At 70.4% G+C, this 17,049-nt stretch carries 15 protein-coding genes and 2 tRNA genes; 4 read left to right on the top strand and 13 right to left on the bottom strand.

Going from position 1 to position 17,049, the window contains the following annotated elements; genetic code table 11:
- Window positions 1-48: 48 nt before the first annotated feature.
- Together LQ757_RS06930 and LQ757_RS06925 are read right to left on the bottom strand one after the other, a co-directional pair.
- Window positions 49-1,698, bottom strand: coding sequence for an amidohydrolase (locus LQ757_RS06930; protein ID WP_231046498.1), 1,650 nt, complete (start codon window positions 1,696-1,698; stop codon window positions 49-51).
- Window positions 1,698-2,771 (bottom strand): C45 family autoproteolytic acyltransferase/hydrolase, encoded by a 1,074-nt coding sequence (locus LQ757_RS06925; protein ID WP_231046497.1) that lies wholly within the window; start codon window positions 2,769-2,771, stop codon window positions 1,698-1,700. Before LQ757_RS06925 ends, LQ757_RS06930 begins: the two co-directional genes overlap by 1 nt.
- A gap of 145 nt (window positions 2,772-2,916) precedes the next feature.
- On the opposite strand from LQ757_RS06925, the gene LQ757_RS06920 reads away from it, so the two are divergent.
- Window positions 2,917-3,945 (top strand): LacI family DNA-binding transcriptional regulator, encoded by a 1,029-nt coding sequence (locus LQ757_RS06920; RefSeq protein ID WP_231046496.1) that lies wholly within the window; start codon window positions 2,917-2,919, stop codon window positions 3,943-3,945.
- 17 nt (window positions 3,946-3,962) lie between these two features.
- Here LQ757_RS06920 and LQ757_RS06915 read toward each other — a convergent pair whose 3' ends face one another.
- Window positions 3,963-4,595: a TetR family transcriptional regulator gene (locus LQ757_RS06915; RefSeq protein WP_231046495.1), complete on the bottom strand. Its 633-nt coding sequence runs from the start codon at window positions 4,593-4,595 to the stop codon at window positions 3,963-3,965.
- Window positions 4,596-4,707: 112 nt separating this feature from the next.
- Here LQ757_RS06915 and LQ757_RS06910 point away from each other — a divergent pair, with 112 nt between their 5' ends.
- Both LQ757_RS06910 and LQ757_RS06905 read left to right on the top strand, forming a co-directional pair.
- On the top strand, window positions 4,708-6,189 hold the full coding sequence (locus LQ757_RS06910; protein WP_231046494.1) for a purine-cytosine permease family protein: 1,482 nt from the start codon (window positions 4,708-4,710) through the stop codon (window positions 6,187-6,189).
- A gap of 5 nt (window positions 6,190-6,194) precedes the next feature.
- Window positions 6,195-7,391, top strand: a complete 1,197-nt coding sequence (locus tag LQ757_RS06905; RefSeq protein WP_231047314.1) for a serine hydrolase domain-containing protein — start codon at window positions 6,195-6,197, stop codon at window positions 7,389-7,391.
- A gap of 574 nt (window positions 7,392-7,965) precedes the next feature.
- Here the strand turns inward: LQ757_RS06905 and LQ757_RS06900 are convergent.
- The 3 genes from LQ757_RS06900 to LQ757_RS06890 form a co-directional block, all read right to left on the bottom strand.
- Window positions 7,966-8,039 (bottom strand) — tRNA-Ile (locus LQ757_RS06900).
- 10 nt (window positions 8,040-8,049) lie between these two features.
- Window positions 8,050-9,300, bottom strand: a complete 1,251-nt coding sequence (locus LQ757_RS06895; RefSeq protein WP_231046493.1) for a glycosyltransferase — start codon at window positions 9,298-9,300, stop codon at window positions 8,050-8,052.
- A gap of 173 nt (window positions 9,301-9,473) precedes the next feature.
- On the bottom strand, window positions 9,474-10,388 hold the full coding sequence (locus LQ757_RS06890) for a DMT family transporter (RefSeq protein ID WP_231046492.1): 915 nt from the start codon (window positions 10,386-10,388) through the stop codon (window positions 9,474-9,476).
- 40 nt (window positions 10,389-10,428) lie between these two features.
- Here LQ757_RS06890 and def point away from each other — a divergent pair, with 40 nt between their 5' ends.
- Window positions 10,429-10,995, top strand: a complete 567-nt coding sequence (gene def / locus LQ757_RS06885; RefSeq protein WP_231046491.1) for a peptide deformylase — start codon at window positions 10,429-10,431, stop codon at window positions 10,993-10,995.
- A 74-nt stretch (window positions 10,996-11,069) separates the two neighbouring features.
- On the opposite strand, the gene LQ757_RS06880 is transcribed toward def, so the two are convergent.
- From LQ757_RS06880 to LQ757_RS06850, 7 genes are all read right to left on the bottom strand, one after another.
- Window positions 11,070-11,375 carry an AzlD domain-containing protein gene (locus LQ757_RS06880; protein ID WP_231046490.1) on the bottom strand — a complete coding sequence of 102 codons (306 nt, stop codon included), beginning with the start codon at window positions 11,373-11,375 and terminating at the stop codon, window positions 11,070-11,072.
- Window positions 11,372-12,058, bottom strand: a complete 687-nt coding sequence (locus LQ757_RS06875) for an AzlC family ABC transporter permease (RefSeq protein ID WP_231047313.1) — start codon at window positions 12,056-12,058, stop codon at window positions 11,372-11,374. The genes LQ757_RS06880 and LQ757_RS06875 overlap by 4 nt, the downstream gene beginning before the upstream one ends.
- A 185-nt stretch (window positions 12,059-12,243) precedes the next feature.
- Window positions 12,244-12,316: transfer RNA gene (locus tag LQ757_RS06870), tRNA-Asn, on the bottom strand.
- 104 nt (window positions 12,317-12,420) lie between these two features.
- Complete coding sequence (locus LQ757_RS06865) at window positions 12,421-13,437, bottom strand: D-isomer specific 2-hydroxyacid dehydrogenase family protein (RefSeq protein WP_231046489.1); 1,017 nt, start codon at window positions 13,435-13,437, stop codon at window positions 12,421-12,423.
- A complete protein-coding gene (locus LQ757_RS06860; protein WP_231046488.1) occupies window positions 13,434-14,291 on the bottom strand; it encodes an ABC transporter ATP-binding protein in 858 nt (285 codons plus the stop codon). The genes LQ757_RS06865 and LQ757_RS06860 overlap by 4 nt, the downstream gene beginning before the upstream one ends.
- On the bottom strand, window positions 14,291-15,979 hold the full coding sequence (locus LQ757_RS06855; protein WP_231046487.1) for an ABC transporter ATP-binding protein: 1,689 nt from the start codon (window positions 15,977-15,979) through the stop codon (window positions 14,291-14,293). Before LQ757_RS06855 ends, LQ757_RS06860 begins: the two co-directional genes overlap by 1 nt.
- Window positions 15,976-17,049, bottom strand: coding sequence for an ABC transporter permease (locus tag LQ757_RS06850; protein WP_231046486.1), 1,074 nt, complete (start codon window positions 17,047-17,049; stop codon window positions 15,976-15,978). Before LQ757_RS06850 ends, LQ757_RS06855 begins: the two co-directional genes overlap by 4 nt.

Below are 17,049 nucleotides of genomic sequence, written 5' to 3'. Positions count from 1 at the left end.
TCACCTGCCTTTCGTGAGTGAGGGTCGGGCCGGGCTGCCCGACGTCGTTCAGGTTCGGGCCGCACCGGATGCCTCGGCCGGAATGCCCGCGGCGGCGTGCACCGTGCGGCCGCCGACGACGGTGCGGAGTACCTGCGTCTCGAGCAGCTCGTCGACGTCGGCCGCGAACACGTCGCGGTCGAGCACGATGAAGTCGGCGTGGAGGCCGGAGGCCAGGCGGCCGTAGTCGTGCTCGGCACGACAGGCCCACGCGGCATCCCGGGTGCCGTGCTCGATCGCCTCGGCGAGCGGCAGGGCGTAATGCGGGAGGTTCGCGGGCAGGCGCGGCTCGAGCGCCGAGCGGCGGGTCGCCGCGACGAACATGTTCGGCAGCGGCGGCTGCGGCGAGGTGGGTGAGTCGGTGCCGAACACGAGCGGGGCGCCGGCGTCGGCCATCTCGGGCCAGGGGTAGCCGCGCTCGACGCGCGCGTCCCCGAGCATCGCACGCCAGTTCGCCTGGATCGACGGGTCGGCGTGCACCGGTTGCATGCTCGCCGTGATGCCGATGGCGGCGAGGCGGGCGATCTCGTCGGGACCGACGACCTCGAGGTGCTCGATGCGGTGGCGGCGCTCGCGGGGGCCGTTCGCGACGATCGCCTGCTCGACGGCCGAGATGGCGATCCGGATCGCCTCGTCGCCGATGGCGTGCATCGCGACCTGGAGGCCGGCCGCGTCGGCGGCGATCACGACGGGCGCGAGCTCGTCGAGGCTCCAGATCGGATCGGCGCTGCTGCCGTCGGAGTAGGGGACGCCGACCGCGGCCGTGCAGCCGTCGACCGTGCCGTCGATGAGCACCTTGATGCCGGTGATGCGCAGCCACTCGGAGTGGTGGCGCATGGCGAGTTCGGCCGCGCGGGCGACCTGGGCGAGGTTCTGCCCTTCGTCGCCCGTGGGCTGCACGCGCCAGTGCGCGGCGATGCGCGTGGTCACGGTGCCGGCGGCCTCGGCCCGGACCATCGCCGCGAGGTCGCCCTCGTCGAGGGCCATGTCGGTGGTCGCGGTGACGCCCGTCTCGCGGTAGCCGCGCAGCGCCGTCTCGAGGTCGCGATCGCGATCGGCGTCGGTGACCATGGATTCGATGACCGGCCAGACGAGCCGGTGCATCGCGGTCTCGTCGACGTAGCCGGTCGCGTGGCCGGCGGCGTCGCGGTGGATCACGCCGCCGGGCGGCGAAACGGTGTCGTCCTCGATGCCGACCTCGCCGAGCGCGGCGGTGTTGAGCCAGATCGAGTGGAAGTCGTACGCCTGCGCGTAGACCGGCCGGTCCGCGACGACCGCGTCGAGCATGCCGCGGTCGGGGACGCCGCCGGGCAGCATGCCGTGGTTCCAGCCCTGCGCGCGGATGCGCGGAGCCTCGGGGTTCGCGGCGGCCCATTCGGTGATGCGGCGCTGGATCTCGGCGAGGTCGGCGGCGCCCCACAGGTCGACCTGGCCGGCAGCTTCGCCGGTGCCGACGACGTGGGCGTGGCCGTCGACGAAGCCCGGCAGCACGGTGGCAGCGTCGAGGTCGATGCGCTCGGCATCGGCGCCCGCGATGCGCTGGGCGGTGTCGACGTCGCCGACGTAGGCGATGCGGCCGCCGGAGACGACGAGGGACTCGGCCCAGCGCCGGTCGTCGGCGGTGAAGATGCGGGCGTTCAGGTACAGCTCGGTGCCCATCAGAAACGCTCCAATCCGCTCACGGCGACCTCGTCGGGTGTGCCGGCATGCACGTCGAGGGCGAAGCCGGACAGGTCGAGGGCGATCGTGAGCAGGGTGCCCCACTGCTCGTGCGTGGGCTTGGTCCGGTCGGGGCGCATGCAGATCGGCGCCGCGGCGTCGCCGCCGCAGAAGGCGGCGGCGCGCGCGCGGGGTGCGAGGGCGGTCATCGCCGGGCTCACGGCGACGGTGTGGGCGTAGCGCTCCCGCGTCGTCGAGTCTTCGCGCATGGTGTCGCCCTCGGCGAGCACCGGGTCGAGGAAGTGGTTGGTGTGCACGACCCAGCCGTCGTCGTTCGGGTGGACGATGCCGATGCCGGCGGGCGCGACCTCGATGCTCGCTGCCTCGGCGACGCCGTCGCGGAAGGCGGCGACCGTGAACACGGTCGAGGCGCTGACTCGCGCCGATGCCGCGATCTCGCGCGCATCGGCGAGCGTCGTGGCCTCCTCGAGGATGCGACGGGCGACGGCGTGAACGGGAACTCCGCCCGCCTCGCTGTCGGAGCCGTGCGACAGGATATTGAAGTGCAGGCCGAGTCCCGCGTCGTTCACGCCGATCTTCGCGGCCGTGCCGAACTCGGTGAACAGCTTCACCTCCCGGCCCGAGCCGACTGAGAAGTGGTGCAACAGGCCGTCGGTAGCGAGGTCACCGTGCCAGTCCCAGGTCTGGATCGTCTCGGGCGCGGTGCCGTCGCCGGGGATCCGGACCGCGGTCGAGCACTCACCCTCGCCTGCCGATGGAGCGACCGCGAGCACCTCGGTGCGGGCGCCGACGGCGAAGGCCTGCCACGGTTGGATGCCGGCGGCGGCGGCCGTGGCATCCGATTCGACGACCAGCGACGGGTACCAGGCGAGCAGGGACTCGCGGCTGCGCTCGACGATCGCGCGCACCTGATCGGCCGGAACACCGAGGATGCCGAAGTGCTCGAGGTAGCGCTCGCTCGACTGCCGGATGTGGCCACCGTAGAGGCGCCCGATGGCGCGGCCTCGCTCAGCCGGGTCGGTCGTCTGCGTGGTCAGATGGTGCAGCTTCATCGCGTGTTCTCGGTCTCCGTTGATCACTTCACGCCGAGGCACTTCGACGTGGCGCGGATCACGCTAAACTCATAAAACGTTTAATACAATCGAGAAGGCGAAAATTGTTCAGCTCGGGCGAGGTCCGACGACGACGAGGAGACCCGTGGCACGCAGCGGCGGGGTGACGATCCGCGATGTCGCGCGCCGCGCCGGCGTCTCGATCGCGGCCGTCTCGATGGCGTTGAACGGCACCGGCACCTTGAGCGTCGCGACCCGGGCCAGGGTGCGTGCGGTCGCCGACGAGATGGAGTATCAGGCCGACTCCCTCGCCCGCGGCCTGCGCAGCTCCTCGGTCGGCGCGATCGGCCTCGTGATCCGCTCCCTCGACCTGCTCGGCGACTACGCTCCGGAGGGCGTCGACGTGTTCACACGCTTCATCGGCGCAACCACCTCACAGGCGATGGCGCGCGGACTCAGCGTGATGCTCGTGCCCGATCTCACCAAGCGCCCCACTCCCCCGCTCGCGCTCGGACTCGACGGCTACATCGTCGACCTTCCGCACGTCGACGACCCCGTCGTGCGCCTGCTCGAGCGCCGGGGCATCCCGTACGTCACGGTCGGCCGCGACCCCGATCGCCCCGACTTCACCGACTGGGCCTCAGAGGACGGCGCGGCCGCGACCCGCCGTGCACTCGATCATTTCGCGCATCGGGGAGCCGGCTCGGTTGCGCTCGTCCGAGGCGCCGGGCGCAACGCGTGGAACATCGATGCAGAGCTCACCTACCGCGAATGGTGCGCTGAACGCGGCATCGCCCCGTACGTCGATGAGGCCGACGAGCGCGACGGCGAAGCGGGGGGCCGGCTCGCCGCCGAACGCCTGCTCGCCGCCAAGGCGGGCCGACTGCCCGACGCTGTCTTCTGCTTCACCGGGCGGCACGCGGCGGGCCTGCTCGCCGGCCTCACCGCGGCCGGGCTGCGTGTTCCCGCCGACGTCATGATCGCCGTCGCATCGGACTCCGAGCACGCGCGGCACAGCCGGCCGGCGATCACCGCGTTCGAGCTGAGCACGCAGGCGACGTCGGCCGCCCTGCTCGACCTGCTGCAGGCACGCATGGACGGCCGCCCCAGCACGGGTCCGATCCTCACCTCGGCGCGCTTCCACCCGCGCGGCTCCACGAAGCGTCGGGCTTGACGGATGCGTCGGCGCGGCTAGAGCGCGGCGATCTCGGCGCGGAGAGCCCCCGGCTCGAGGCCGAGCGCCCACTCGGTCGCGTCGGTGACGAACCGCCAATAGGCGTCGGCGGTGAAAGCGCCGGTGTTGTTCGCGTAGGCGCCGAATCCGTCGATCGCGACGAAGATGCGCACGCACGCGGCGAATGCGTCGTCGGGCGAGAACACGCCTGCGGCGATGCCATCGTCGACGAGAGTCGTGAGCCGGGTGCGGTCGAGCGACTCCTGCTCCTCGAGCGCCTCGTCGAGCGCGGGGCGGAACCGGCTGAGGTGCCGCGCATTCAGCCACAGCCGTGAGACGGCCCGCGCGTCGTCGCTCTCGACGCGCGAGACCATGCGGGCGATGCGCTCCATGGGGCTTCCGCCCTCGGGCACCAGCGTCTCGCGCTCCTCGGCGACCGCGTGCACGAACGCGGCGATCACCAGATCCTCAGCGACCGGGAAGTAATGGCTGATCAGGCCCGGTCGCACGCCGAGCCGGTCGGCGACGGCACGCAGGGTGATGCCCTCGAGTCCGTCGTCCAGGGCGATGGCCGCGGCGGCCGCAACGATCTCGGCCCGCCGCTCGTCGGGCCGCTTGCGGGCATGGGCCGCGGGCGCACTTGACAGCATGCAGAACATGTTATTGGATGCATGACCAATAGCCCATTGGTCACATGACCAATAGCAGTGTCGCTGTCGGCTCGGCCGCCACGGCGTTGCGGCCACCCCGAGAGGATCCCCCGTGTCATCCCAGACTCCCGGAGCGTCGCAGGACTTCGTCGACCTCCCCACGCAGCCCGAGACCCGCGGCATCGAGACCGTCAGCCCATCGGAGCGGCATGGTCGCGCCCGCGATCTCTTCGGCGTGTGGGCGGCGCCGAACGTGAGCGTGCTGAGCTTCACGATCGGCGCGACGATGATCCTGCTCGGTCTCGAGATCTGGCAGTCGATCGCCGTCATCGTCGCGGCGAACCTGCTCTGGATCTTCCCCGGACTCATCGCGATCGCGGGTCCGGCGGCCGGCACGTCGGGCTCGGTGATCAGCCGCGCCCTCTACGGCATCATCGGCAACAAGGTCGTCATCGCGTTCACCGGCTGGCTCATCTCGGCCGTGTTCCTTGCCCTCAACTGGCTCGCGTCGTCGTTCATGGGCGCCGACCTGTTCGCCCAGTGGGGCTTCGACGACCCCGTGCTCGGGCCGATCGTCGTCACGCTCCTGGTCTCGGCGACCACCGTGCTCGTCGCCGTCTACGGCCACGCCCTCATCATCAGGAGCTACACGGCCATCTCGATCGGGCTGCTCGTCATCTTCCTCGCGGTGACCGCGTTCATCCTGCCGACGGTCGACTGGAGCTACACCGCGCACGAACCGCTGAGCGGCGTGCCGCTCTGGTCGGCCGTGACCATCGGCTTCACGATCCTCGCCTCGACGCCGCTGTCGTACATCAACAGCCCCGACATCGCCCGCTACCTTCCGCGCGAGACGAAGGCGTCGCACATCATCGCCGCCACCGCGCTCGGCGGCGCCGTGCCGAGCGTCTTCTTCACGAGCGTCGGCGTATTGCTCGCCACGGGCCTCACCGGCGACGCCCTCGATGCGGGCATCGAATCGGCCATCCTCGGCATCCTGCCCGACTGGCTCGCGCCGCTGCTCGTGCTCGGCGTCATCGTCAACACGGTCGCCCTCAACGGCATGACCACGTACACCTCGAGCATGGCGCTGCAGGCCGTCGGCGTGCCGATCCGGCGCATCCCGTCGGCGATCGTCGTCGGCGTCATCGGCACCGCGCTCACTCTCTACCTCGTGATGTCGACGAGCCTGCTCGATGCCGTCAACCTCATGCTGCAGTTCCTCGTGATCGTGTCGGGCCCGGCCATGGCGATCTTCGCGACCGACATCATCCTGCGCCGCAACCGCTACGACGCGATCGACCTCTTCGACAAGGGGCGCAGCGCCCGCTTCTGGTACACGGGCGGATGGAGCATCCCCGGCATGACCGCCGTCGTCGTCGGTGGCGCCGGGACCGCGCTGTGCCTGTCGACCGAGGTGTGGACCGGCCCGATCGCCGAGGCGATGGGCTGGATCGACCTCTCGGTGCCGGTCGGCATGACCGTCGCGGCGCTCGTCTACCTCGGCCTGTCGAAGGCGGGCCTCGGGCGGTTCGACGACGCCCCGGGCTCGCCGGGCGCGACGGTGGCGCAGGGCGAGACCACGGCGTCATGACCGGAATGACGACCCCCATCGACCCGCGCGACCCTGCGGCGACCGGCCCGCACCCTGCCCGCTATCCCGGGGCCTCGAACGCGCCCACCCTCGACAGCTGGCAGCAGGCGCCCGACAACCGATGGGCATTCGCGAACCTCGGCGAGCTCGTGCCGACGGCGACCATCTCGCGCACCAGGCCCACGGTGCCCGGCGCTGCGACGGTGCGCCTCGGCGCGCTCACGTCGCAGCTGCCGACGCTCGAGCAACAGCTCGAGGCGACGTACACCGACGCGTTCCTCGTGCTGCGAGGCCACGAGGTCGTCGCCGAGTACTCCAAGCCCGGCTTCGCACTCGATCAGCGGCACCTGATCATGAGCGTGTCGAAGTCGATCTGCGGGCTCACGGTCGGAGCGCTCGTCGACGACAGCCGCATCGACCCCGCCCGCCAGGTGACCGACTACGTGCCCGAGCTCGCCGGCTCGGTCTACGACGGGCCGACCGTGCGGCACGTGCTCGACATGCAGGTTGCGATCGACTACGACGAGGACTACGTCAACCCGGCCGCCGAAGTGCAGACCCACGATCGCGCGGCGGGCTGGCGGAGACGGCGCGAAGGCGACCCCATCGACACCTACGCCTTTCTCACGACGCTCCGCGGCAGCGGCGAGGTCGGAGAGTTCCAGTACTGCTCGGCCAACACCGACGTGCTCGCGTGGATCGTCGAGCGGGTCACGGGCGCACGCTACCACGAGATCGTCTCCGAGCTCGTGTGGTCGAAGCTCGACGCCGGCCGCGATGCAATCATCACTGTCGATGCCGCGGGATTCGGCTTCGCGAACGGGGGCGTCTCGTGCACGGCACGTGACCTCGCGCGGGTGGGGCGGCTCGTGCTCGACAGCGGCGTCGCGCCCGGCGGGCGAGTAGTCTCCGAGGAATGGGCACACGCCATCCTCGCCGGCGGCGACCGCGACGCGATGACCTACGACGGGTTCACGAGCGCCTTCCCCGACGGCTCGTACACCGCGCAGTGGTGGTGCACGGGCAACGATCGGGGCAACGTGAGCGGCATCGGCATCCACGGCCAGAACCTGTGGCTCGACCCGCGCACCGATTCGGTGATCGTCAAGTTCTCGACCTGGCCCGAGCCAGACACCCCGTCCTGGAACGCGCTGCAGAGCAGGCTGCTCCTCGACGTGTGCGAGGCGCTCGACGCCGTGTAACCAACCGGATGCCTCGCCGCCGGCGCAGGGGCTTTGGCCGACTGCGTCTGCGCTCGGGCTCAGCAGGCGGAGCACACGCTGCTCCCCCAGCTCGGGCTCGGCAGGGACGTCGCGGGTCGAGGACCGGGGCTCCGTCGTCCAGCATGAACTGCACGCGGATGCGCTCGCGCGCTCGTTTCCACGGGCACCGATGTTGGGTGAACGCTGAGGAGGCGCGTGCTGAGACGCCGTAGTTCCGCCGCGTCGTCTCAGCGGCGGCGTCGAGCAGATTATCGGCATACTCGATCTGCTGCGCGGACTCAATGTCGAGATCGAGTCCGTGGTACACCTCAGCGATCGGAGTGGCAGACTGCGATCAGTCCGAGTTCGCGGGCCTTGGCGACCGCCGCGCTGCGGCCCGACACCCGAGCTTCCGGTAGATGTGCGCGGTGTGCGTTTTCAAGGTGTTGACCGACACGAAGCACAGTTTCGCCAGCTCCGCGCTCGTCGAGTAATCGGGCAGGCGCTCGGGCGTTCGAGCCGTCTCCACTGGGTGAGGATGGCTTCAGTGAAACCCCTGATCGCCGCGGTCTTGTAGGGCGGACGGGACTTGAACCCGTGACCGATGGATTATGAGTCCACTGCTCTGACCAGCTGAGCTACCGCCCCGCGCGCCGCGTCACTCGGGAAGCGCCGCCGGCGCGGCATAGGTGACCGGGTCGGTCACCGGCTTTCCACGATACAGGCTCTCGAATGTGGACAGCGTTCGCTGGATGTCGTGTGCGGCGATCAACCGGATCGACCCGTCCTTGAGCGCGCGATACTCCTCGGGGGTCGCCTCGAGCACTTGCCGCAGCTTGGCCGCGAGGTCTTCTGGGCTCGAGGGCTCGAAGAGGTAGCCGTTCTCGCCGTCGTGCACGAGGTGCGGCAGCGCCATCGCGTTCGCGGCGACGACGGGCAGGGCCGAGGCCATCGCCTCCATGGTGACGATGCTCTGCAGTTCGGCGATCGACGGCATCGCGAGCACCGAGGCGCGGTGGTAGGCCTCGCGCAGCTCGTCGTCGGTGACGTAGCCGGTGAAGTGCACGCGATCGTCGATGCCGAGCTGTACTGCGAGGTGCTGCAGGTTTCGCAGCTGGTCGCCGCCGCCGACGATCTCGACCTTCGCATCGAGTGACGCGGGCAGCAGTTTCACCGCGCGCAGCAGCACGTCGATCTGCTTCTCGCCGGTGACCCGACCGACGAAGAGGATGCGATTCTCGGTGCGCTGATCCCAGTTCGGCGAATACTTGTGGGCGTCGATGCCACACGAGATGGCGTGCACGCCACGCAACCCGGTGTACTTCTCCAGAAAGTCGGCGGCACGCCGCGTCGGCGTCGTGACCGCCTCGGCCCGCCCGAACGTGCGCATGGCGGCCTTCCACGCGAGGCCGACCGCCCAGTCCTGCCATGCCTTCGGGATCATCGTGAACTCGAGCATGTTCTCGGGCATGAAGTGATTGGTGCCGACGATGCGGATGCCCCGCTTCTGGGCCTCGATCGAGAGCCCGCGGCCCGTGACGATGTGCGACTGGAAGTGCACCACGTCGGGCTTCACCGCGTCGATCACGCGCGCGCTGTTCTGCTTGATTCGCCACGGCAATGCGAAGCGGAGCCAGTCATGGGGGTACCAGCGCCAGCTGTAGATCCGATGCGCGGTGATCTCCTGGCCTTCGTGGATCTCCTTCCACGTGCCGTGCTTGCGGCTCGCGGCGGGCGCCATGACGTGCACCTCGTGCCCGCGCTCGACGAGCCCTGCGGCGAGACGCTCGGCGAATCGGGCCGCCCCGTTCACATTGGGGGCGAAGGTGTCGGCGCCGATGAGGATTCGCAGCGGGCGTTCCGTCGCGGGGGCGCCGGCGGGCGTACTCGGACCGGGGGTGTCAGACACGTTGACGTCGTTCCTCACAGTTCTTGGGGGCGGGACGGTCGGTCCCGTCGAGCTCGTCGGCGCGCTGATGGGCGCTCGTCGGCTTCATCCGAAGATAGTCTACGCAGCGTAGCGCGGTGGTTCCTGACGGTGCATGTCGCCGGTCACGCCCGAATCGGGCGACGACTGCGCGCTCAGAGGCGGGTCTGGGGGTGGTTCTTGGCCAGCAGGAACACCCCCCAGACGGCGATGATGCCCGACACGAGGAACGTCAGCATGGCCCAGAGCGGCGCCTGGGATGCCTCGCCGAGCACGATGATGCCGATCGCGACGGCGACCATCGGATCGACCACGGTGAGACCGGCGATGACGAGGTCGGGCGGCCCCGACGCGTAGGCGTTCTGCACGAAGTACGCGCCGAGCGCCGTCGCGAGCAGCAGGCCGAGCAGGCAGGTGAAGGTGAGCCACTCGAACTCGCCCTGCTGGATGCGACCGAGCACGACCTTCGCGAGCGTGGCGACGAAGCCGTACAGGATGCCGGCCATGATGACGTAGAAGATCGCCCTGATGCGGTGCCGGAGCAGCACGAACGCGATGCCCGCGAGCACGAGCACCACGCCCAGGACGATGAGGATCGTGACGAGCTGCTGATCGGTGACGGGTTTGTCGACGGCCGTGAACGCGGCGACGCCGACGAACAGGAACACGCCGCCCACGCACATGACGATCGCCGTGATCGACTTGCGGTTCAGCTGCACGTGGTTGATGCGCGAGTTGAGGATCGAGGTGATGACGAGCGCGATCGCGCCGAGCGGCTGCACCACGATGATCGGTGCGAAGTAGAGGCTCGAGAGCTGGAAGACGATCGCGAGTCCGAGCATGATCGTGCCGAGCACCCACGACGGGCGTGCGAGCAGCAGCGCCAGCTGCCGGCCGTTCAGGCCCTTGCCGAGCGTGTCGGCGGTGTGCGCCTCGACCTTGACCACGCCGCGGTGCTGGAACTGCGCGCCGAGCGAGAGGAACACCGCACCGATCAGGGCGAGTGGAATGCCGATGAACGTCTGCGGGTCGAGTGGGATCTGCTCGGCGAGATCGGTCAGCGGTTCCACGCAACGACCCTACCCGTTGCCCGCCCGATATCCTTGCCGAATGGCCGTGCTCCCCATTCGAATCGCCGGTGACCCGGTGCTGCACTCCCCCGCCCTGCCCGTCACGACCATCGACGATGAGGTGCGCACGCTCGTCGGCGACATGTTCGAGACGATGGATGCCGCTCCGGGAGTCGGTCTCGCGGCACCGCAGATCGGCGTGGGGCTTCGCGTCTTCACGTACGGATGGGTCGACGACGAGGGCGCACGCTGGCGGGGCGTGGCGATCAACCCCGAACTGTGGATCACTCCGCCGCCGGCCGGTGAGGCCGACGTCGACGAGGAGTCCGAGGGCTGCCTGTCGTTCCCGGGCGAGCGCTTCGGGCTGCGACGGGCCGAGCGCGCCATCCTGCGCGCAACGGACCTCGACGGCGCACCGTTCGAGATCGAGGCCGAGGGCTGGCTCGCGCGCATCTTCCAGCACGAGTTCGATCACCTCGAGGGCACCCTGTACGTCGACCGGCTCGGTGAACGCGATCAGAAGCTCGTGCAGAAGATCAGCCGCAAGCTCGGCTGGGGCAAGCCCGGCGTGAAGTGGATGCCCGGGGTCGACGACCTCGAGGGCTGATCGCTCGTCCGAGCCGACGACGGCGGCGATCGGATGTCCCGTGGTGCGCCATGAGGCGGAGCCGGGACATCCGCTCAGCTGAAGGCCCTGATGCCCGCGGCGACCGCTGCGGCGGCGATGACGACCACGACGAACGGCACCCGAAGCGCGTACAGCGCGGCGGCGACGATGACGGCGGGCACGCGCGCGTCGATGACGATCGACGACCCCACCGCGAGCGTCTGCACCGCGATGAGGGCCGCCAGCAGGGCGACGGTGAGCAGGTCGGCGATGCGCGCGGGGCGCTCACGCTCGAGGAATCCGGCGGGCACGAGGTGCCCCGCCAGCTTCAGGGCGAGCGTCGCGGCCGACGCGATGAGGATGATGTGCCAGGTCGTCATGACTCGCTCCTGCGGTGGAACAGGTCGAACCAGCCGACCACGACGGCGACGACCGCGGCGACGAGCACCGGCAGCCCCGGCATGAGCACGGGCGTCGTGATCGTGGCGATGATCGCGGCCCCGACCGCGACGGCACCGGCCTGGACGCGCTTGAGCCGCGGCCACAGCAACCCCAGGAACGCCGCGGCCGCGGCGGCGTCGAGGCCCCAGGCGCGCGTGTCGCCCATCGCGTCGCCGATGAGCGCGCCCGCGAGGGTCGTCAGGTTCCAGCCGACGAAGATCACGATTCCGGTGACCCAGAACCCGACCCGGGCCGCGCGGTCGTTCGACTGCGCGAGTGCGACGGCGGTCGACTCGTCGATCGTCACCCACGCCGCGGCGACCCGACGCCACACCGACGTGCGCGCTCCATCGGCGGGCGACCCCTCGACGATCGGCTTCATGCGCATTCCGTAGACGACATTGCGGATGCCGAGCATCGCCGCCGTCGCGATCGCGGAGCCGCCCGCGGCGACGCCGCCGCTCGCGAGCACTCCGACGAGGGCGAACTGTGACCCGCCGGTGAACATCACGAGGCTGAGGAAGCAGGTCTGCCAGACGTCGAGGCCCGCCGCGACCGCGAGCGCACCGAACGAGATGCCGTACACGGCGGTCGCGAGACCGACGGCGAGGCCGTCGCGCACGGCGGTGTCGGGTGCTCCGCCGCCGGCGCGGCCCGTCTCATCGGCGAGTTCGGCGTCGGCATCCGTGTCGGCGCCTGGGCGGCGGCTCGACGGATCGGCTCCGGGCTCCGGGGCATCCGACAGCTCGTTCACCGCGCCTCCTGAATCGCAGAAGGGCCGCCCGGTCGCCCGGACGGCCCTCATCGCTCCCCCACTTGGACTCGAACCAAGAACCTATCGGTTAACAGCCGATTGCTCTGCCAATTGAGCTATGGAGGATCGCTTGTTCAGCATCGATACTCTAGCAAAGGGTTGCCCCGAGTCCCAATTCGGCGACCGCCCGGGCGGCGGCGGTCGGTGCGGGCTCACGACGTATGCCCCGATCAGTATCCGACGGCGGGGTCGATGCGGCCGACGAAGTCGCCGTCGGCGAGGAATGCACGAACGTTGACGGCCACGCGCTCGGCGAACAGCGGCGCCGTCATCTCGTCGGTGTCGGCCACATGGGGCGTGATGATGCAGTCGGCAGCGGTCCACAGCGGGTGCCCCTCGGGGAGCGGCTCGGGGTCGGTCACGTCGAGGCCTGCTCCGCCGAGTCGGCCCGACTCGAGCGCCTCGAGCACGGCGTCGGTGTCGACGAGTGCGCCGCGAGCGACGTTCACGAGGATGGCGCCCGGCGCGAGGCTCGCGAGTTCGGCCCGGCCGAGGAGCTGGTGAGAGGCGTGCGTGAGCGCCGCCGCCACGAACACGACCTCGGCACCGTCGAGCGCCTCGGCGAGGCGGGTGCTCGGCAGCGTCCTCGCAGCGCCAGACACGGCCGCGTGCTGCCGCCGCACGATCGTCGCATCGACGTCGAACGGGGTCAGCAGGCGCAGCAGTTCGAGGGCGACGCCGCCGGCGCCGATGATGACCACGCGCGCGCCGTACAGGCTGCGACCGGCCTCGTCGGCATGCCAGCTCGTCGCGCGGATGCGGCGCGGCAGCACCCGCATGAGCCCGAGTGCGAGCGTGAGCGCGTGCTCGGCGACGGGTTGCGCGTAGGCGCCCTTCGCACTCGTCCACACCCGGCCGTCGTCGCGGAACGCTTGCAGCACGCCCGCGAACGCGTCGACACCGGCCCACGGCAACTGCACCCAGCCGACCGACGGGTTCGCGTCGAGGGCTGCCGCGAGGTCGTCGGCGCCGGATGACGCGACCCAGACGATCCCGCGGGTCGACGGCGAGAGCGGCGCGACCGTGCCGCCGCCCCTGCGGACCGCGTCGGCGACGACCGGATCGGGTGCGGGCAGGATGGTGATCGGACCCGGTTCGACCGGAGTGCTCGGCGGCGTCGCGCCGCCCGGCGCGCCCGCGACGGCACGGTGTCGCGCGTGCGGCGCGGAACCCGGGTCGCGCGTCATGACGGGGCGTCGGACGCGAGGTCGTCGATGATGGCGTGGCCGTCGTCGAGCGCTCCGGCGAGTGCCTTGACGTACGGATGGTGCGGGTCGTGGAACACGTCGTCGATCGTGCCGATCGCCGCGAGCTCACCACGGTCGAGCACCGCGATGCGATCGGCGATGCTGCGCAGCACCGGAAGGTCGTGACTGATGAGCATCGCCGAGAAGGCGTGCTGCTCGCGCAGCTCGCCGATGAGCTGGGCGACGACGTCGCGGACGCTGAGATCGATGCCAGCGGTGGGCTCGTCGGCGATGAGCACCGACGGCCCGAGCACGAGCGCGCGTGCGAGCGCGACGCGCTGGCGCTGGCCAGCGCTCAGCTCGTAGGGATAGCGCTCGAGCATGCTGAGCGGCAGCCGCACCCCGTCGAGCATCGTCGCGACACGCGTGGTCAACGCACGACGGTTGTAGCGATGATCGCGCTCGAGGATGGGCTCGGCGATGATCTCGGCGACGCTGCGGTCAGCGGGCAGCATCGATGAGGCGCCCTGCGGCAGGTACCCCACGCGGAACCGGTACTCGGCCAGCTTGCGCTTCGGCATGCGTCGCAACGCCTGGCCGAGCACGGTCACCTCGCCCCCCGTGATCACCGGGCGCACCTCGCCGCCGCGCGGCTCGAAGGCGTCGCCCGACAACACCTTCGCGAGCGTGCTCTTGCCGCTGCCGGCACTGCCGAGCACGCCCAGCACCTCACCGGGCGCGATCGTGAGCGACAACCCGTGCAGGGCGACGTGGGCAGGGCTCGGACCGTGCGGCGGATACTCGAGCGACAGGTCGCTCAAGACGATCGGATAGCCGTGCGCGGCAGGCTGCATCAGTCGGCCTCCCGCAGCCGGCGCAGCTGCTCGCGCCGGTCGGCCTGTGCTACCGGGTCGGGCACCGGCAGCGACGCCAGGAGCCGCTGCGTGTACGGATCATCGGGCGAGCCGAGCACGTCGGCGCCCGTGCCCTCTTCGACGAGCTTTCCGCGATAGAGCACCGCGATGCGGTCGGCGAGCAGGTCGACGACGGCGAGGTCGTGGCTGATGAACAGCGACGCGAAGCCGAACTCGAGCTGCAGTTCCCCGAAGAGCTCGAGCACGCGCGCCTGCACCGAAACGTCGAGCGCCGAGGTGGGCTCGTCGGCGATCAGCAGCTCGGGCCCGAGGGCGAGCGCTCGAGCCAGGCTGGCGCGCTGCCGCTGACCGCCGCTCAGCTCGTGCGGATACCGGTCGCCGTAGGCGCGCGGCAGCTGCACGGCCTCGAGCAGTTCGTCGACGCGCTTGCGCGCTGATGCGGCATCCCGCGCGCGCCCATGGATCACGAGCGGCTCGGCCACGCACTGGGCGATGGTGAGCAGTGGGTTGAAGCTCGACGCCGGATCCTGGAACACGAAGCCGATGCGACTGCGGAGCGGGCGGAACCGCCCCTCGCGGATGCCGTTCATCTCGGCACCGAGTACCTTCAGCGATCCGCCGGTGACCTTCGTGAGCCCGGCGATCGCGCGCCCGATGGTGGTCTTGCCGGAGCCGGACTCGCCGACGAGGCCGAGCACTTCGCCGGGACGGATCACGAGGTCCACGCCGTCGACGGCACGGAATCCCTCCCTGCCGAATCGTCCGGGATAGACGATCTCGAGTCCTCGCGCCTCTACCACGGGCGTCTGCTCGGCCCAGCCGGCAGGGCGCTCCGCGGCGCGCTCGGCGGCACGCACGGTGCCGTGTCCGACATACGGGACCGCGGCGAGCAGCGCCTTGGTGTAGTCGTCCTTCGGTGCCGCGAAGAGGGTCTCGACGTCGGCCTCCTCGACGACGCGACCCTGGTACATCACGGCGACGCGGTCGGCCAGGTCGGCGACGACGCCCATGTTGTGCGTGATCAGGACGATCGCCGTGCCGAATTCGTCGCGGACCCGGCGGAGCAGGTCGAGGATCTCGGCCTGCACGGTCACGTCGAGCGCGGTCGTGGGCTCGTCGGCCACGATGAGGCCGGGCTCGAGCACGAGTGCCATCGCGATGACGACGCGCTGCTTCTGGCCGCCCGAGAATTGGTGCGGATAGTGGTCGACGCGCACCTCGGGGTCGGGGATCCCGACGCGCCCGAGGATGTCGATCGCCTTGGCGCGCGCGGCCTTCTTCGTGATCTCGCCGTGGGCGCGCAGCCCCTCCATGATCTGCCACCCGACGGTGTAGACGGGGTTCAGTGCCGTGGAGGGCTCCTGGAACACCATGGCGACGTCTTCGCCCCGGATCTCGCGGAGCTTCTGCTTCGACAGGCTGATCACGTCGCGCTCGCGCGTGCCCTCGCGGTTGGAGAGCACGACGGCGCCGCGGGTGGTGGCCGTCTCGGGCAGGAGTCCGAGGATCGTCTTCGCCGTCACGGTCTTGCCGCTGCCCGACTCGCCGACGATGGCGAGCACCTCTCCGCGGTCGACCGACAGCGAGACGTCGTCGACCGCCTTGACGGCACCGGCGTCGGTCGAGAACGACACGCCGAGGTTCTTGATGTCGACCACCGTGCTCATCGCTTGACCTCGATTCCGTGCTCGTCGAATGACTCCCCGTCTTCGAGGCCGCCGAGACCGCCTGGCCCTGCGGCGAGCGTGCCGCCGGGGACGACGGACGTCTCGGCCACCTCGCCGGCTGCCTGTGCGACCCGCCGACGGCTGCGCAGGCGCGGGTCGGCGAGGTCGTTGAGGCTCTCACCGACGAGCATGATGCCGAGCACGGCCAGCACGATGGCGAGCCCGGGGAAGGTCGCGGTCCACCAGATGCCGCTCGTGACATCGGACTGCGCCTTGTTGAGGTCGTAGCCCCAGTCGGCCGCGGCCGTCGGCTCGATGCCGAAGCCGACGAAGCCGAGCGCCGCAAGGGTCAGGATCGCCTCGGCGGAGTTCAGCGTGATGATGAGCGGCAGCGTGCGCGTGGCGTTGCGGAAGACGTGCTTGAACACGATGCGCGAGTTCGACGCGCCGAGCACCTTCGCCGACTCGACGAACGGCTCCGCCTTGATGCGCACGGTCTCGGCACGGATCACGCGGAAGTACTGCGGGATGAACACCACCACGATCGAGCCGCCGGCCGCGAGCACGCCGCCCCACAGGCTCGACTGTCCGCCCGAGATGACGATCGACAGCACGATGGCGAGGAGCAGCGACGGGAACGCGTAGATCGCGTCGAAGACGACGACCATCAGCTTGTCGAGCCAGCCGCCGAAGTAGCCCGCGTAGAGGCCGAGCGCGACGCCGATGAAGAGCGAGAGCACCACGGCGACGATGACCACGAGGATCGCGGTCTGCGCGCCGAAGATGACGCGTGAGAGCACGTCGTAGCCGCCCACCGTGGTCCCGAACCAGTGCTCGGCCGATGGCGGCTGCTGCGTACCGAAGGTGCCCTCGGCGTCGCCGCGCTGCGCGAAGCCGTACGGCGCCAGCAGGGGTGCGAAGACGGCGCAGACGATGAAGAGCGCGAGCAGCACGAGGCCTGCGACGAGCATGCCGCGCTGCAGGCCGACGCTCTGCCGGAGGTGATGCACGACCGGGAGGCGGTCGCGGAGCCGCCGCTTCGGGGCGGGGGTGAGAGAAGCCGCAGTCAT

Origin of the sequence: Agromyces cavernae (genome assembly GCF_021044935.1) — a bacterium.
Classification (GTDB): Bacteria; Actinomycetota; Actinomycetes; order Actinomycetales; family Microbacteriaceae; genus Agromyces; species Agromyces cavernae.
This window is presented reverse-complemented; position numbering and strand designations above follow the sequence as displayed.

Excerpts from the sequence above, each read along its gene's own strand:
- LQ757_RS06905 (WP_231047314.1), top strand. The coding sequence starts at position 6,195 with ATGACGACCCCCATCGACCCGCGCGACCCTGCGGCGACCGGCCCGCAC.
- LQ757_RS06865 (WP_231046489.1), bottom strand. The coding sequence starts at position 13,437 with ATGACGCGCGACCCGGGTTCCGCGCCGCACGCGCGACACCGTGCCGTC.
- LQ757_RS06880 (WP_231046490.1), bottom strand. The coding sequence starts at position 11,375 with ATGACGACCTGGCACATCATCCTCATCGCGTCGGCCGCGACGCTCGCC.
- LQ757_RS06925 (WP_231046497.1), bottom strand. The coding sequence starts at position 2,771 with ATGAAGCTGCACCATCTGACCACGCAGACGACCGACCCGGCTGAGCGA.
- LQ757_RS06915 (WP_231046495.1), bottom strand. The coding sequence starts at position 4,595 with ATGCTGTCAAGTGCGCCCGCGGCCCATGCCCGCAAGCGGCCCGACGAG.
- LQ757_RS06930 (WP_231046498.1), bottom strand. The coding sequence starts at position 1,698 with ATGGGCACCGAGCTGTACCTGAACGCCCGCATCTTCACCGCCGACGAC.
- def (WP_231046491.1), top strand. The coding sequence starts at position 10,429 with ATGGCCGTGCTCCCCATTCGAATCGCCGGTGACCCGGTGCTGCACTCC.
- LQ757_RS06860 (WP_231046488.1), bottom strand. The coding sequence starts at position 14,291 with ATGCAGCCTGCCGCGCACGGCTATCCGATCGTCTTGAGCGACCTGTCG.
- LQ757_RS06855 (WP_231046487.1), bottom strand. The coding sequence starts at position 15,979 with ATGAGCACGGTGGTCGACATCAAGAACCTCGGCGTGTCGTTCTCGACC.
- LQ757_RS06850 (WP_231046486.1), bottom strand. The coding sequence starts at position 17,049 with ATGACTGCGGCTTCTCTCACCCCCGCCCCGAAGCGGCGGCTCCGCGAC.